At 72.3% G+C, this 14,190-nt stretch carries 11 protein-coding genes and 1 pseudogene; 4 read left to right on the top strand and 8 right to left on the bottom strand.

Features of this window, described 5'->3' with window-relative positions; all coding sequences use genetic code 11:
* The first annotated feature begins 10 nt into the window (after positions 1-10).
* Positions 11-691 carry a haloacid dehalogenase type II gene (locus F0L17_RS00470; protein ID WP_155069243.1) on the top strand — a complete coding sequence of 227 codons (681 nt, stop codon included), beginning with the start codon at positions 11-13 and terminating at the stop codon, positions 689-691.
* Positions 692-951: 260 nt separating this feature from the next.
* Here the strand turns inward: F0L17_RS00470 and F0L17_RS00465 are convergent, their stop codons facing one another.
* From F0L17_RS00465 to F0L17_RS00440, 6 genes and pseudogenes are all read right to left on the bottom strand, one after another.
* The gene (locus tag F0L17_RS00465) at positions 952-2,325 is read right to left on the bottom strand and encodes an erythromycin esterase family protein (RefSeq protein ID WP_155072959.1); all 1,374 of its coding nucleotides are present in this window, start codon (positions 2,323-2,325) and stop codon (positions 952-954) included.
* A 360-nt stretch (positions 2,326-2,685) separates the two neighbouring features.
* Positions 2,686-3,068, bottom strand: a pseudogene (locus tag F0L17_RS00460) (phosphoketolase family protein); the annotation flags it as partial.
* A 522-nt stretch (positions 3,069-3,590) separates the two neighbouring features.
* Positions 3,591-5,807, bottom strand: a complete 2,217-nt coding sequence (locus F0L17_RS00455) for a CHAT domain-containing protein (protein ID WP_155069242.1) — start codon at positions 5,805-5,807, stop codon at positions 3,591-3,593.
* Positions 5,808-5,853: 46 nt separating this feature from the next.
* A complete protein-coding gene (locus F0L17_RS00450) occupies positions 5,854-7,386 on the bottom strand; it encodes a CATRA conflict system CASPASE/TPR repeat-associated protein (RefSeq protein ID WP_155069241.1) in 1,533 nt (510 codons plus the stop codon).
* Positions 7,373-7,699: a CATRA system-associated protein gene (locus F0L17_RS00445; RefSeq protein WP_155069240.1), complete on the bottom strand. Its 327-nt coding sequence runs from the start codon at positions 7,697-7,699 to the stop codon at positions 7,373-7,375. The genes F0L17_RS00450 and F0L17_RS00445 overlap by 14 nt, the downstream gene beginning before the upstream one ends.
* A 474-nt stretch (positions 7,700-8,173) precedes the next feature.
* The gene (locus F0L17_RS00440; RefSeq protein WP_155069239.1) at positions 8,174-8,524 is read right to left on the bottom strand and encodes a nuclear transport factor 2 family protein; all 351 of its coding nucleotides are present in this window, start codon (positions 8,522-8,524) and stop codon (positions 8,174-8,176) included.
* 121 nt (positions 8,525-8,645) lie between these two features.
* On the opposite strand from F0L17_RS00440, the gene F0L17_RS00435 reads away from it, so the two are divergent.
* Positions 8,646-9,449, top strand: a complete 804-nt coding sequence (locus F0L17_RS00435) for a helix-turn-helix domain-containing protein (RefSeq protein ID WP_155069238.1) — start codon at positions 8,646-8,648, stop codon at positions 9,447-9,449.
* 700 nt (positions 9,450-10,149) lie between these two features.
* Here the strand turns inward: F0L17_RS00435 and F0L17_RS00430 are convergent.
* Positions 10,150-10,620 (bottom strand): DIP1984 family protein, encoded by a 471-nt coding sequence (locus F0L17_RS00430; protein ID WP_162465614.1) that lies wholly within the window; start codon positions 10,618-10,620, stop codon positions 10,150-10,152.
* 747 nt (positions 10,621-11,367) lie between these two features.
* Here F0L17_RS00430 and F0L17_RS00425 point away from each other — a divergent pair.
* Positions 11,368-11,649: a MiAMP1 family antimicrobial peptide gene (locus F0L17_RS00425; RefSeq protein WP_162465613.1), complete on the top strand. Its 282-nt coding sequence runs from the start codon at positions 11,368-11,370 to the stop codon at positions 11,647-11,649.
* 956 nt (positions 11,650-12,605) lie between these two features.
* Here F0L17_RS00425 and F0L17_RS00420 read toward each other — a convergent pair.
* Complete coding sequence (locus F0L17_RS00420) at positions 12,606-13,220, bottom strand: TetR/AcrR family transcriptional regulator (protein ID WP_155069235.1); 615 nt, start codon at positions 13,218-13,220, stop codon at positions 12,606-12,608.
* Between the two features lie 154 nt (positions 13,221-13,374).
* Between F0L17_RS00420 and F0L17_RS00415 the strand changes: the two genes are divergently transcribed.
* A complete protein-coding gene (locus F0L17_RS00415) occupies positions 13,375-14,136 on the top strand; it encodes an SDR family NAD(P)-dependent oxidoreductase (RefSeq protein ID WP_155069234.1) in 762 nt (253 codons plus the stop codon).
* The last annotated feature ends 54 nt before the right edge of the window (positions 14,137-14,190 follow it).

The raw sequence follows: 14,190 nt of genomic DNA, 5'->3' as shown, positions 1-14,190 counted from the left end.
GCAGGAGCCCATGCGTCCTCTACCGCGTCTCATCGTCTTCGACGTGAACGAGACCCTCAGCGACATGGCACCGCTGCGCGCCCGCTTCGAGGAGGTCGGCGCGCCCGGACACCTGGCACCGCTGTGGTTCGCCGGAGTCCTGCGGGACGGCTTCGCCCTCACCGCGGCCGGTGGCTTCGCCGAGTTCGCCGACCTGGCCGCCGACGGGCTGCGCGCCCTGCTGGCCGATCTGCCCGAGCGGTCGGGCGGGGTCGACGACGCCGTTCGGCACGTCCTGGCCGGGCTCGGCACGCTTCCCGTGCATTCCGACGTGCCCGAGGGAGTGCGCGCCCTGCGGGAGGCCGGATACCGGCTGGCCGCGATGACCAACGGAGCAGCCTCCACGACCGAACGCCTGCTGGGTGGCGCGGGGCTGCTCGAACACTTCGAGGCGCTCCTGGACGTCCGCGGCCCCCGGGCCTGGAAACCGGCCCCCGCCGCCTACCGGTACGCGACCGACCGGCTGGGAGTGGCCGCGGACGAGACGCTGCTGGTCGCGGTGCACCCCTGGGACGTCGACGGCGCACGCCGTGCCGGCCTCGCCGCCGCCTGGCTGCGCCGCGGCGCCGCGGTCTACCCGGCTGCCATGACCGCCCCCACCCTGGCCGCCGACGACCTCGCCTCCCTGGCCCGTGTGCTCACCGATGACTGACCCACCCGGCCGCCACCCCCGCTCCGCGGCCACCCCCGCTCCGCGGCCACGCCCGTCCACGGACCGGTGGAAGGAAGCGGTCCACGGGCCGTCTCCGAGCGCGGGGGCTCGGGTGCCGGTCATCTGTGGCACCAGCGGGCGAGTCCGCGGCCGGAGACCCGCGTTCAACGGCAGGGTGCCGATCACGAGTCCTGCGTGTCCGAGCACGGTGGGCCGCCTGCGGCCATCGCCGCCGGCCGGTCGCCCCGCAGCCGTGGGGTTCACTGGCCGGTGGGGTAGGTCTCCTCCTCGCCCGTGCCGTGCTCGTAGCGGTGGAGGGGGTCCAGTGCCCGGGTGCGGTCCAGGTAGAGGAAGGCGTCGTAGCGGTCGGCGAGCACGGTGGGCACGTAGTTGCCCCAGCGTTCGGCCTGTGGCCGGTAGACGACTCCGATGGCGCGGTGGTCGCGCTCCTCGCGGCGCCAGGCCGACGCGGGCGCGTCGGCGCCGTCCCCGTCCCCCCAGAGGAACAAGGCCGAGCCGCCGGGCAGCGCTCGGTGCAGCAGGTGCTCCACGCTGCCGTCCCGAGCGGGCGGCACCTCCATCGTCTCCGGTGGCAGGCCCCACTGCTGTGCGGCGACCACCGTCCCGTCGTGGGAGCCGAAGCCGACCAGCACCACGCCCTCGGTCGCGTGCCGCTCGCGCAGCAACTGCCCGACGTTGACCATGCCCGCGTCGGCCATGTCGGTGGCGCGGGCGTCCCCGACATGGGTGTTGTGTTCCCAGACCACGGCCTTGGTCCCCGGTCCGTGGTGGGCCGTGAGCCGGTCGAGGGTGTCGGCCATGTGGTGGTCGCGGATGTTCCACGACTCCGGGCCGCCGCGCACCATCGCCCGGTAGTAGCGCTCCGCCCCCGCCAGGACCTCGGCGTTCTGCCGGGCGGTGAACTCCGCCGCCCGGCCGCCGTCGACACCGACCTTCGGCCTCCGGCCGGCCCGCTCCCGCAGTCCGATCAGCAAGGAGGCCACCTCCGCCTGGCACCCGGCGGGCACCAGCCGGGTGGCCAGCGCGTACGACTGCGGATCCCGGGCGTACGGTTCGAAGCAGTGGCAGGCGGCGAGGGCCTGTTCCACCTGGTCGGGGTCGTGCTCGCGCACGTGGTCCAATACGGCGTGCAGCGACTCCCACAGGCTGTAGACGTCGAGTCCGAAGAAGCCGACGCGCTCCCCGGCGGGCAGGGCGAGGTTGTGGTCGCGCAGCCACCGGGCGAACCTCAGAACCTCGGTGTTGGCCCACATCCACCGCGGCCAGCGTCCGAAGCCGTCCAGCACCTCCCCGGGGTCCTCCGGGCTGCCGGGGGCGCCGGTGACGCAGTGGTGCAGTGCCTGGCAGTCGGGCCAGTCGCCCTCCACGGCCACCAGCGAGAAGCCCTTCTCCACGATCAGCCGGCGGGTCAGCTCCGCCCGCCACCGGTAGAACTCCGCGGTGCCGTGGGAGGCCTCGCCGACGGCCACGTAGCGGGCGTCGGCGATCCGATCCAGTAGGGGGTCGAGGGAGTCCGGTCCGGTCAGCGGCAGGGCTTCCTCCCGTATCTCCCGTGTCGCCCGTGCCTCTCCCGCCGCCGCCGTGCCGCTCCGGGAACCGTCGGCGCGTGCCATCGCTCTGCCCTCTCTGGTCGTGCGAAGGGGCGAGGCGGGACCTGCGGGCCGCCCCGCGCGGTGCCCGCTTCGCGGTACCCCGCGGAGCGGGCGGCGTAACTCCCTCCCCGTGTCTCGGCGGGGTGCGGGCGAAGGACGTCCTTCCGCCGCGGAGCGGACGGTGCGGAGGTGCCGGACCGGTTCGCGGTGGCACACGCGGTTGTTTCGCCGGTGCCGCCCCGGGCGCCCGCGACCCGTTCGGACGTACACGAGCGGGCCCATGGACGAGGAGGAGAGTTCATGAGGGCTGTGGTGCGGCACGGCGTGGGCGGTCGGGCCCGTCTCGGCCTTCCCGTCTCCGACGATGCAGGCCACCAGCCGGTCCGGGGCGTCGAAGGCGGCGCCGAACGCGGTCGACAGGGCGTAGCCGAGCTCCCCGCCCTCGTGGATGGTGCCGGGGGCGGCCGGGGAGAGGTGGCCGAGGAAGCCGTCGGATGCGCAGTAGCGGCGCGCCGGTTCCCGTAGGCCGCTCTCGTCGCGCGTCAGCGCCGGGTCGTAGTGCTCGTGCGTGCCCTCCAGCCACGGGTTGGCGTGGTTGGCCGGAGCGCCGTGCCCGGGGCGGTGATCAGCGGTACGTCGGCGTCGCGCTTCCCGACCAGCGTGTTGAGCGCCGCGTACACCAGGGTGATGCCCGGACACGAGCCCCGGTGACCGAGCAGCCGCGGATTGAGGTGCTCGCGGCGCAGCGGCTCCCGTAGCAGCACGTTGTCCCGCAGGGAGACCAGCGCGGCGGCCACGTGGTCGGCGGCCCGCCGATACGCCTCCGTTCAGTCCTGCCCAGGCTCCATGGAACACCTTTCCTCGTTCGACGTCCCGGCCGTCCTTCACGGCTCGGCGCGGCGGCACGCCACGGGGTTTCTCCGGGAGAATCCGGCCGCTTCGCGGGGGCTCCCCGACACCACCATCCGGCCCGATCGCGCGACCGCCCGCGCCGACCCGTTCGACTTCATCAAGACCTTCCACAACAGACGCCGCCCACGCGAACACGTCCACTGGGGCTGCCTCACACCCCCGAGACGCGCCTGCGCCACCGGCAGGATCAGGCCCTCGCGGCGTAACGACGACGTGTCCGAGAGCACGGGGAAACCTCATCCAGCACGCCACCATGATCATGAACGGTCACCCGGCGTCACCGCCGACTGTGGACCGTCCGATGGGCGGACCCCGCCCCGGGCCCCTGCGGCGGGGCGTTTCGCACGGCAGCCGCGGTCGACCACGAGGGGGCCTCAGATGCCGTAGTGCACGAACGACACCCAGGCGCTGGGGTGGTCGGGACGGCGGGCGCGCTCCGCGACAAGTGCGTTGCGAAGGGCAAGGGCACTGCTGGTGTGGGTGAGCTGGGACTGGCCGGGACCGTTGAGCAACTGCTCGTAGACGTCTCGGGCGACGCGTGCGGTGGGCGTGTCGGGAACGGGCCACAGGGTGCCGACAACGGTCTGGAAATCGGAGTACATCAGGGCGGCGGTGAGACTGACCCACTCGTCGAGGACGAGGGTGCCGCCGGCGGCGGTGGCGCACGCGGCGAGAAAGCCGAACTCGGCCCGCGCCGTGGGCAGGTCCGCCAGGTCGGAGACGGTCAGCGGGCGGTCATGGAGCGAGAGGTGGCTCTGGAGCGGGTCGTCCGGATCCTGTACGGCGTGGCAGTCGAAGTGGGCCCACACGTGTTCCCGGAGTGCGGCGCCGACCCGGTCGTGGCAGGCCTCGGGACCGGCGAGGACGGTGAGGCCGTCCGGCGGGAGGAGGCTGCGCAGCCGTGCATGGACGCGGGCGGTGGCCGGAAGGCGTTCGGTGTCCGGGGCGACGAGAAGGAGACGGCGATGGCGGGCGGGGGCTCCGCGCGGGTCGTCGCGGGCCTCCCGGGCGGTGACGAGGCGGTGCATGGTGGGCGTGTAGGAGGAGACGGTCAGATCGAGCACGGAAACGCCGTCCGCTGAGCCCTGAGGTGCCGCTGCGTGCAGCGGCAGGGTGGTGAGGGGACCGGTGGGCACCCACCACATGCGTGAGGTGCCGGACGACAGCTCCAGGGCGTTCAGGACGGGCCCCGCGACGGTGCGCCAGAGCCAGTCCAGCACGTCCCGGACGGCCTCCTCCCGTTCCGTGCCGGTGAGTTCGGTCATCGCGGCCATGTACCGTTCGGCCCGGTCGCGGCAGTCCTCGGCGGTCAGGTCGGGGAGTGGGAGGCGCACGGGCTCGGCGCGGTCTCGGCGGGCGATCAGCGCGTCGCAGTGCCACGGGCTGACGTTGACGTAGACGACGGGACCCTCGTCCGCGGCGGGTTTGAGGTCGGTTTCGTAGTTCGGTTCCGTGAGGACGGGGGCGTCGAGCCGGGTCCTCCGGACCAGTTCCTCCCACTGCTGCTCGAAGTCGCCGAGCGGGGGATCGCCCGCCGTCCCGCCGCGCAGGCCGGCGTTCAGCCGGTGGTAGGCGCGGACGACCGGGTTGCCGTCTCCGGCCAGTCCTTCCATCCGGACGTCTCGCGGGACGACGCGCGAGCGTGCGGAGCCTGCGGGGGTATGGATCCGCGGCTCCAACATGGCGTACACCCGGTCCATCCGCCGGGCCAGTCGGGGCTGTTCTTCCTGCAGTTCCTCGCGGAGGGGCCGAGGGTTCGTGTGCTGCATCCACAAGATGGCGCGTCCGCGTTCCAGGAGCTCCACGGCGCGGGTGGTGTCACCTGCGTCGAGGGCGCATGCCGCTGCCTCCGAGGCCAGCCTGGGGTGGTCGGCGAGTACCCCCAGCATCTCCTCACGGGCGCCCCACAGTGCCCTGGGCAGCAGTTCGACGGCGGTGGCCAGGTCCCGGTACCCGGCTGCCGGTCCTTGTCCGTCGGCTGCCGAGCGCCCGCTCTCATAGGCTGTCCGCAGCCGCACCTGAACGGCGATGCCCGGAGTGCGGCTCACCTCCCGGCGCAGTGACTTGAAGGAGGGCAGGCGGCGTTCGAGCTCGCCGGACAAGGGCTCGGACCGGGCCAGGCGGGCTTGGTAGGCGTCGAAGAGAGTGCTCGTGGCCCGTGCGCGGGTGGGACTGCCGGGCGGCGAGCTCCGATAGGCGCGCAGAAGGTGTTCAAGGGCTTGGTCGAGATCGCCGGGGTCGGGCCCCGCCCCGGCTCCCCTCTGCCCGAGCTTGTACCGGTCGAACAGGGCCACCCCCAGGTTGTTCGAGGAGGCGATCAGAGTGGGATCACCGGGCAGGGAACGGGAGACGGCCCGGCCGAGCAGGGCGATGCACGTGTCGAGGTGGCGGCTTTCACCGGTGTCCTTGAAACGGGCGTGTTCGGCCATGCCCCGCCGGAAGAGCTCCCGGGCGATCAGCGCGGTGGCGGCAGTCCGACGATCGGGGCGCCGGCGCTCGGGCGGCCGCTCCGACTGCCGGAACGGCCGATGCCCGCCGTGTCCGGACCACCTCGACCGGTCGTCGCTGTTCCACGAAACGCTGTAGCTCATCGGTGGCCTTCCCCCGGTTCCGTCTCTTCTGTTGTGGCGCCGGTCCTCATTCCCGCCCGCCCCTGCGTGCTGCCGCGCCGGCGGCGGCGAGCCCGGCGATGGCCCCGGCCGCCGCGCCCGTCCACGTCCAGCCCGCTCCCAAGCCGCCCCCGGCAGCGGACACCGTCACCCAGGCGAGGGACGCGCCCACCGCCGCCGCGCCGAACCGGACCAGTACCGCCGTCCAGCGTCGCTCAGGCGACACCGCGCGCAGCACCACGAGGGAGACGAGCAGGGCGAGAGCGCCCAGGACCGTGACAACGGCGGGCTTGACCGGACCGGGGAGCGGGACGGTGTACTGCAGGGCCTGGATGGCGGTGAGGCTCATCAGAACCGCTCCGACGGCACCCGTGAGGCCGAGGTTGACCGTCTCCTGGCGGCGCTGCCGGGCGCGCTGGAGCAGCTGGTCGGCGAACGCGCCCACCTGTTCGCAGCGGCGCAGGGCGGCCTCCAGGTAGGTGGCCTCGTCGTCCAGGCGCCTGCCGAACCACTCCGCCAGTGCGCGGTCGTCGACGAACGGCCCGCTGGGGGAATCGCCGGGTAAGGGACCGCTGAGGGCGGCGAGGTTGGCGGCGGCGATCTCCACGGTGCGAGCCATCTCGCGGCTGCGGGTCGAGCGGTCGACCAGGCCTCGTTCCCGGGCCTGGAGGCCGACCAGGGCGCGGGTGGCCCAGAGCAGGTCCGCCTCGCGGCCGGGACCGTGTGGAGCAGTGGTCTGTTCCAACAGTTCGGTGACGGCTGTGTCCGCGGCGTCGCGCAGTCGTCCAGCGCTCCCGGCCGCGGACCAGACGCGCAGTTGATAGCGGAGCCTGGCGGCGTGCAGTAGGTATCTTCCCAGGGGCGGCAGCCCGTGCGCCCGGGTCGTCCAGGTCCAGGCCGTCAGTTCCCGGTCATGGTCGTGGGCGGCGACCACCACCAGCCGCCGTTCCGGACGCGCGTCCCGGGCGGCGGACGCCTCCCACACCGCGAAGCCCTGGGAGACGGTGACGCCTCCGTACGGCCATCCGTCGGGCGCGGCGGGATCGGCCGGTGTCCGGGCCCGTACTGCCGCAACCAGCGGACGGTCCGGCTCCGGTGTGGGCCGGACTCCCGGTTCGGCGAGCCGCGCGAGGTACAGCCTCGCCACTCCCAGTACACCCCTGCCTCGTGGTTGTCCTTCCAGGACGTTCCCGGCCGGCAGGACCGTCGACCACTGCGCGTCCAGATCCCTCCAGCCCAGGCCTTCCTCAGGGGGCGGAGCCAGCATGACCGACAGGCACAGCACGTCGTGCTCCCGCCGCAGGGCCGCCTGCCGAACTCCCGTTCCCGGCCGCTTCCTGGCCGCGAGCAGTCCCGCCGTCCTGGTGGCAGTGGCACCGAGGAACGGCTCCCAGCCGCCCTGCGGCTGCATCGCGACTCCGGTCCGCTCCACCGGCTCCGTCATCCCCAGCACGGTGCCGCACTTGTTCCACACCTCTGCCAACAGGGCGAGGGCACTGTCCCGGTGCGCTCCGCCAGTGAGGACGAACAGGTGAACGCCCAGGGCCTCAGCCCGCAGCACCGCTGCTCGCACTGTCGCCGCTGGGAGTGGTCCACCCACCCGCACGGTCCGTCGGATCCGCCGAATTCAGAACGTGGACCAGTTCGTTGATCCGTTCCCGACACTCTTTGGGCAGCGGCAGCAGATCGGCGTCCTCCAAACCGACGATGCGGTACGGTCCCGCCATCTCCACATCCGCGACGGCACGCCGCAGACCGGCGGCGTCTCCGGCCGCAAGCGCACGCCGCATGGCCTCCAAGCCGTGCCCGACCGCGTTCCAGTTCTCCTGCTTCAGCCGCCAGGCCGGGATGTCTCCCAGGACCTCCGCGGCCATGTGTCGTGTCTCCGGCTCCACGCTGTAAGAGCGTAAGGGCGCGCCCGTTCCACCGTCAGCAGGTTCGGGGAATCGGAAAGGGCCTCTGCCGAGGGGGAGTGGTCCGCCCACGGAATCGATGTACATGGTGATGTCCGCCAGGCTCTCGTCCGCCGGCAGGAGCACCTCCGCGGTAACGCGATGAGCGAGGTCGTCGTCGATGCCCCCGGTCGACCAGGACGATCCGGTACCGAAGCGGCTCGTCGCGCTCCATTGCTCCCCCGATCGGACGCCGATCGACCGATCCCGGTTGACCGCACGCCTCTTTGCCGGCCGTTGCCCGTCGCTGCTGTGACCCGGGTGACCTGGCGCGCAACGCGCTTATCGGCCGTTCACCCGAATGGCGGTTGCGCTCGTCCCGCAGCCCCACGAGCCCGGTGCCGAGGCCGACCCCGACGTTCCCCGGGCAGCCGACCGCGTACGCGCGCGGCACCGTCACGCCGGCACCTTGTCCAGGAAACCGCGTACGTCCTGAATCCGGCCCGACTCGTCCAGCACCAGGACGTCGAATCCGATCACCAGCGGCTCGGCTCCCTCCGGGCCCAGTCCCCAGCGGAATCGCACCTGACGGTGGTGGGCGTCGGCCTCACCGACCCGGGTGAACACGGATCCCGGAAACTGCGCCTGGACGCCGTCGACGATCGATGAGATCCCCTCGTGGCCGGAGACCTCGGCCATCGGATCGGTGTAGGTGACGTCGGGCGACCAGTGCGCGGAGAGCAACGTCGCCCGCTCGTCACCGGTCGCGTTCCAGGTGGCCAGGTACTGTCGAACGACATCCTCCATGATCTTTCTCTCCCGTTCGTCTCGATCGGCTGATGTCCGAGATCCTGGCGCGGGGCCGGTCGTCCGCTCCATGACCTCACAGGTCATGGCCGCTCGGGCACGGGTTCGTAGACTCATGGGCATGAGCGTTGCGGTCGAACCCCCGTCGGTCGGTGCGCTGTTGCGGGTCTGGCGGGAACGGCGCCGGTTCAGCCAGCAGGAGCTGTCCAACCGGTCACGGGTCTCCACCCGGCACCTCAGCCGGGTGGAGACCGGCAAGGCACACCCGACACCGGAGATGCTCATGCACCTCTTCGACACCCTGGATGTGCCGCTGCGGGATCGCAACCGCCTGCTGCTGGCCGCCGGCTACGCACCGCGCTATCGAGACCACCGATTGGACGACGCGTCGATCGCGGTGGTGATGGACGGTCTGCGCCGACTCCTCGACGCCCACATGCCGTACCCCGCCCTGTTGTTGGACGACCACTGGGACGTGGTCGACGCCAACGCCGCCGTTGACCGGCTGCTGAACGGTTGCGCGCCGGAGTTGCTGGAGCCGCCGATCAATGTGGTCCGCGTCTGCCTGCACCCGGACGGGCTGGCCCGCCGGATCGGCAATCTCGCGGAGTGGGGCGGCCATCTGCTGCAGCAGGTGAGTCACCGCGCCGAGCGCACCCATGACCGGCGCCACCACGAACTCGCCGCGGAGATCGCCGGATATCTCGGCGAACCCGATGCCGCCACACCCCTCACAGGGCCGGTGATCACCCTCGAAATCGATGTCGACGGCACCCCGTTCCGCTTCTTCAGCACCTCCGCCACCCTCAGCACCGCCACCGATGCCGCCCTGGAAGGGCTGCATCTGGAGACGTTCCTGCCGGCCGACGACGAGACCCGACGCCGGTTCGATCAGCAGTGGACCGTTCCGGAAGGGCCCTGCTGATCACGGCATCGGGGCGCGCTCGGGTCCGCGTCCGCGATCGACGACAGCGGGCCCGCTCCGAGGGCGCCCGCGTGACACCCCGTCGCGTGGCGGGGCAGGCCGCCCTGCCCCGCCTCCACCCTCTCGCGGCAGGCATCGGCCGAGACCACGACGCGGTCGTCGCCGAGAGCACGTCGGCCGGATCGAGATGCTCAAGCGTCAGGTGCTCGGGCGGGTAGGCTGCGGCCGCTTCGCAAGCGGGTCCTCCTCGCCCCCGTGACCGCCGTCACCGAACCGGGCAGTCACAGCGAGCTGTTGGCGGCCGATGGCGACAGGGGACTGCGTCGGCGGACGTGGGTGGCGAGGCGGGACTCCGCGCGTCGTGGCTGCGGTGGTGTCGGCGCCGTTGAGCGCGAAGCGGCGCGGAGCCGCGAACTCGGTCTCGACGGGCCCGCCGGACGGCACCGTCCGGTGCGCTCCGGCCCGCCGTGACGTGGAAACCCCGAGCCCGCCCTCACCGCCCCGGATCTGCACGTGGTGATGTGCTGTGCGAGGTGCACCGTTACCTGTGCGCCATGCTGAGCTGCGCTGTCGATGGGGAGTCGAACCCCCGCGTTGCTCTTCACGCGCCAGGAGTGGACCGGAAGACCGCCGGTCCTCGGTGTGTGCACGCCTCCGAAACGGCTACCTGCTCCACATCGTCCTCGGTTGCCGGGAGTGCTCAGTCCAGCAGATCGACCTCCCAGTTCGCGCGCTGGATCCGCATGTCGATCTCACGGATCTCCCGTGCGAGCAGATCCGCCTGACCACGTAGCTCCGCGACCGGAAGCGCGGGGAGCATCACCAGCTCGGACCGGAGCTGCCGGCCGTATCCCCGTTCGCCCGCCCCCGCTGCCGCATCCGCCGCCGCGGTGATCACCGAGTGGCGCAGTCGCAGGACGTCCCGGCGCGCGAGCGCGTCGGTGAGCGTGCCGTCCGAGCCCACCCTCACCGCGGCGTTGGTCCGGTTGATCCGCCCGATCAGCGTCTCCAGGGTGTCCAGCACCTCACCGGCCTCGGCCAACAACCGGGCCGCGTCCTCGGCGGGTGTCTCCCCTTCCTGGTACCGCGCGCTGCCGGCGATGCGTGCCCGCAACTGCTCCACGCGTCGCGTCGCGTCCGCACGTTCCGCCAGTGCCTCGGCAAGTTTCACCGTCTGTCGCCTCCCGCCCCTGTGAGTTCGGACGACTATACGGCGCATCGATCCGTGGGTGCCGGAGTTTTCGGGTCCGCGGGACGGCGGATCAGGACAACCGGAACGCTTCGATTGCTCCCGTCCGCCCGCTCATTCGACTTCGCCGGTGACAACGACTGGCTGCGTTCACGACCGCGGGCAGCGTTCGCTCACGGTCTCGGGAGGCGGCCAGGGGCGCGGGCGTGTTCGGATTGTCCGTGCTTTTCGGCAGTACCGGATGCGGCAGAGAACCTCGGGCCGCTTGGCACAGCAGCACGGCGACGCGGCTTCCCCGAGGCTCCGTGGGCCGAGGTGGGCGAGCAGTGAAGCGGTGCCGTCCCCTGCGGGGATCCTGCGGGCGAGTTCGGCCGCGCGGCGGCGCAGGACACCTGCCCGGCAGCCGTCGCGGCCGGGGTCCGTGCCGCCCGGGCGGAAGTACATGGGGCCCTGGAGTCGGTCCCGTGAGGAACCCGGCGTCGGGCAGGCCGAGTTCCTCACCCTGGTACATGGAGGCCGGTCCCGGCAGCGCGAGCGCCAGCAGTGCGGCCGCGTGCCGAGGGCCGGAACAGCGGGAGTGCGCGGGCCTGTGCGCGCACCGGACGCGCTTCCGCCCGCCCTTACGAATAGTCACTCTGTGTAGGTTAATGAATCCGGAGAGTGTCCATTCTTCTTGAAGGAGGGTTCATGCGCCACCAGCACACCGTACGTACCACCGTTACCGCGGCCGTGACGGCCGCTGTCCTGGTGATGAGTACGGGAGCGGCCTTCGCGAGCAGCTTCCGGGGCTGGTCCGGTGCGCACTACACCGGCACCAGCTCGGAGGTCACCAGGTGTGGCTGCAGCAACCTCAGCCTCAACCACCGCGGCTCCTACAGGTTCGACCACACGGGCCAGGACGCGAGCATGTTCAACACCCGTAACTGTCAGGGAAGTCCGCACTACACCTTCCGGGGCGACTCGTCGAGCCCCGCGCCCGTCGGCTGGCGAAGCATCTACATTCACTGCTGATCCCGGCACACTCTGACGGGAGCACCACGGGGCCATCCGTCGGCGCGCATCCCATTGCGGTGCACGCCGGGGGTGGCCCCTGCCGGGAGCAGGCCAAGTCGTCCCTCCTGCTGCCGGCCGCGCCTGTGCTCGGCGGCCAGGACGGGGGAGCGGTCACTCCTGACGGGTTCGTGCCCCATCAGGTCGATGGGGTGGCCATGTCCATCCTCGGTGAGATGGTCGTGGGCTGCTTCGCACAGGGCCTCGACGAATCCGGCGACCGCCGTCTCGATCACGGCGAGCGTCGACACGAGACTGTCGTGGGGGAGTGGTACGTGGGTGTGCGTTGATTGACGGTGGAGTCGTCTGTCGGCGGTTTTCGGGGGAGGGGGGACGAGGCGTGTGCGACGGGCTGCCGCGCAGCATTCGCATGGACCTGGTGGTGTCCGCCGCCTCCTGCCCGGCCTGACCGCCGCCACGGCCACGCCGTGCACGGGGTCGGTGACGGGTCGGTGGCGACGATGTCCGGCGCCCCGCCGGTCTCGTGGGTCACCATCGCGACGACGCTTGCGGGCAGGGCCCCGATCACGGCGTCGGACTCCACGGTCGGCACCGCCCGGGTCCCGGTCGCCCACGGCACCCGCCACACCTGGCCGCGCGCCGGCGCCGGTGGCCGTACCGTCACGCGACATCCTCGCCGAAGACGTCGGTGATCTCCTCGCCCCGGACGCGGAGCGGTCACATGATCGGCCGGACGAGCCCCAGTCGCCGCCACCGCAGCCGTCGTGGGCAGCGGCGCGCCGCCACCGCGGCGAAGGCCGCGGCGCAGACGCCGCCAAGCACCGCATCCGCAGCCGGCACGGACGGGCCCGCCCCTGCCTGCCGGTGTTTCGACGCCCCGCGGGTAACCCTGCGGTTCTGCTTCGGCCACGGGGCGGACCGCTGTGCCTTGGCCGACTCCCCTGAGTGAGCGCGGTTCAGATGAGGCCCGTCGCCGCGATGGCCAGGGCGGTGCGCAGGGTGGCCTCCAGGTCGGCCCGGGCGGTCGTCGGGTCGGCCGTGTGCCAGGCGTGGTGTTCCACGGCCGAGCGCAGGGCGGCGTTGAGCAGGGCGGCCCGGACGGTCGGCCGCAGGTCGTCGGCGGGGAGGCCGGCCCGTTCGGCGAGGGCGCGGGCGAAGGCGGGTTCCGCCTCGTCGTGGGTCTGGAGCCAGACCGCGCGCAGGCCGGGCTCGGTCCGGGTCAGCCGCAGCAGGGCGCCGATGTCCGGGCTGGGCAGGACCGCATCGGTGGTCCACAGGTGGTCGAGCGCCTCCTCGAGGGGCCGGTCGGCGGGCCAGCGACGCAGCGCGTCGGCGATCGCGTCGATCCCGGTCGAGAACAGCGGCCGTACGCAGCTCTCTTTGGAGGGGAAGTAGCGCCAGACCGTCCGCGCCGAGACGCCCACGGCCTGCCCGATCTGTTCGCCCGTGGTGGCGGCGACACCCTGCGCGATGAACAGGCCGACCGCGGCATGAGCGATCTCCAGCCGGATGGCGGCCTTGCGTTCCTCGGTCAACGGTGGCCGTCCCGTCCGTCCGCGGGCTGCGGTCATCCGCGCCTCCCCTCCGGTGCCGGTCAGCGGTGTCCCGGGTATTCTCGCTCACCTCTTTGTGTCACTCAGAGACATAAAGTTGTAGAGTGCCGGCGCGGTACGACAGGAGTGAACAGAGCGCGCCGCGTCGGCCCTTGTCTGGACGGAGTACTTCATGACCGACGGTGTGAACGGACGCAGCGTGATCGTCACCGGGGCGGGATCGGGCATCGGCCGTGCGGCCGCGCTCGCCTTCGCAGCGCAGGGCGACCGCGTCGTGGTCGCCGACCTCAACGCCGAGGGGGCCGATGCGGTCGTCACGGAGATCGAGGCGGCGGGCGGCACCGCCGTGGCCGTCACGGGCGACCTGAGCGAGCAGGCCGTCGCGGACCGGGTGACGGCGACGGCCGTGGAGCGGTTCGGTGGCGTGGACGTCCTGGTGAACAACGCCGGGATCATGGACAGCATGTCGGCCCTCGCCGACGTGAGCGACGCCGAGTGGGAGCGGGTCCTCCGCGTCAACCTGACCGCGCCCTTCCTCCTCACCCGCGCCGTGCTGCCGCACATGCTGGCCGCGGGCCGCGGCACCGTTGTCAACACCGCGTCTGAGGCTGCCCTGCGCGGCAGCGCGGCGGGGGCCGCGTACACGGCCTCCAAGCATGGTGTGGTCGGTCTGACGAAGTCCCTCGCGGTGATGTACCGGAAGAACGGCATCCGCGCGAACGCCGTCTGCCCCGGCGGTACCGCGACCGCCATCACCGTGGACGCCGACGCGGCCGCGCACGGTCCGGCGGCGCTCGGCCCGCACTTCGTCAACCTCGGCCGGGTGTCGCGGCCGGAGGAGCAGGCGGCGGCGATCCTGTTCCTCGCCTCGGACGCCGCGAGCAACGTCAACGGCGCGATCCTGCCCGTCGACGACGGTTGGTCCGCCGTCTGACCCCACCCCCCGCCGGCCGGGACCTGACGTTCGGACCGTCCTGGTGTCGGGGGA

Origin of the sequence: Streptomyces taklimakanensis (assembly GCF_009709575.1) — a bacterium.
Taxonomy (GTDB): Bacteria; Actinomycetota; Actinomycetes; order Streptomycetales; family Streptomycetaceae; genus Streptomyces; species Streptomyces taklimakanensis.
Note: the sequence above shows the minus strand (reverse complement) of the source record. Positions and strands in the feature narration are given on the sequence as shown.

Bases quoted from the DNA above. Each gene is read 5' to 3' on its own strand.
- F0L17_RS00440 (WP_155069239.1), bottom strand. From the start codon at position 8,524: ATGGAGGATGTCGTTCGACAGTACCTGGCCACCTGGAACGCGACCGGT.
- F0L17_RS00415 (WP_155069234.1), top strand. From the start codon at position 13,375: ATGACCGACGGTGTGAACGGACGCAGCGTGATCGTCACCGGGGCGGGA.
- F0L17_RS00435 (WP_155069238.1), top strand. From the start codon at position 8,646: ATGAGCGTTGCGGTCGAACCCCCGTCGGTCGGTGCGCTGTTGCGGGTC.
- F0L17_RS00420 (WP_155069235.1), bottom strand. From the start codon at position 13,220: ATGACCGCAGCCCGCGGACGGACGGGACGGCCACCGTTGACCGAGGAA.
- F0L17_RS00465 (WP_155072959.1), bottom strand. From the start codon at position 2,325: ATGGCACGCGCCGACGGTTCCCGGAGCGGCACGGCGGCGGCGGGAGAG.
- F0L17_RS00445 (WP_155069240.1), bottom strand. From the start codon at position 7,699: ATGGCCGCGGAGGTCCTGGGAGACATCCCGGCCTGGCGGCTGAAGCAG.
- F0L17_RS00470 (WP_155069243.1), top strand. From the start codon at position 11: ATGCGTCCTCTACCGCGTCTCATCGTCTTCGACGTGAACGAGACCCTC.
- F0L17_RS00455 (WP_155069242.1), bottom strand. From the start codon at position 5,807: ATGAGCTACAGCGTTTCGTGGAACAGCGACGACCGGTCGAGGTGGTCC.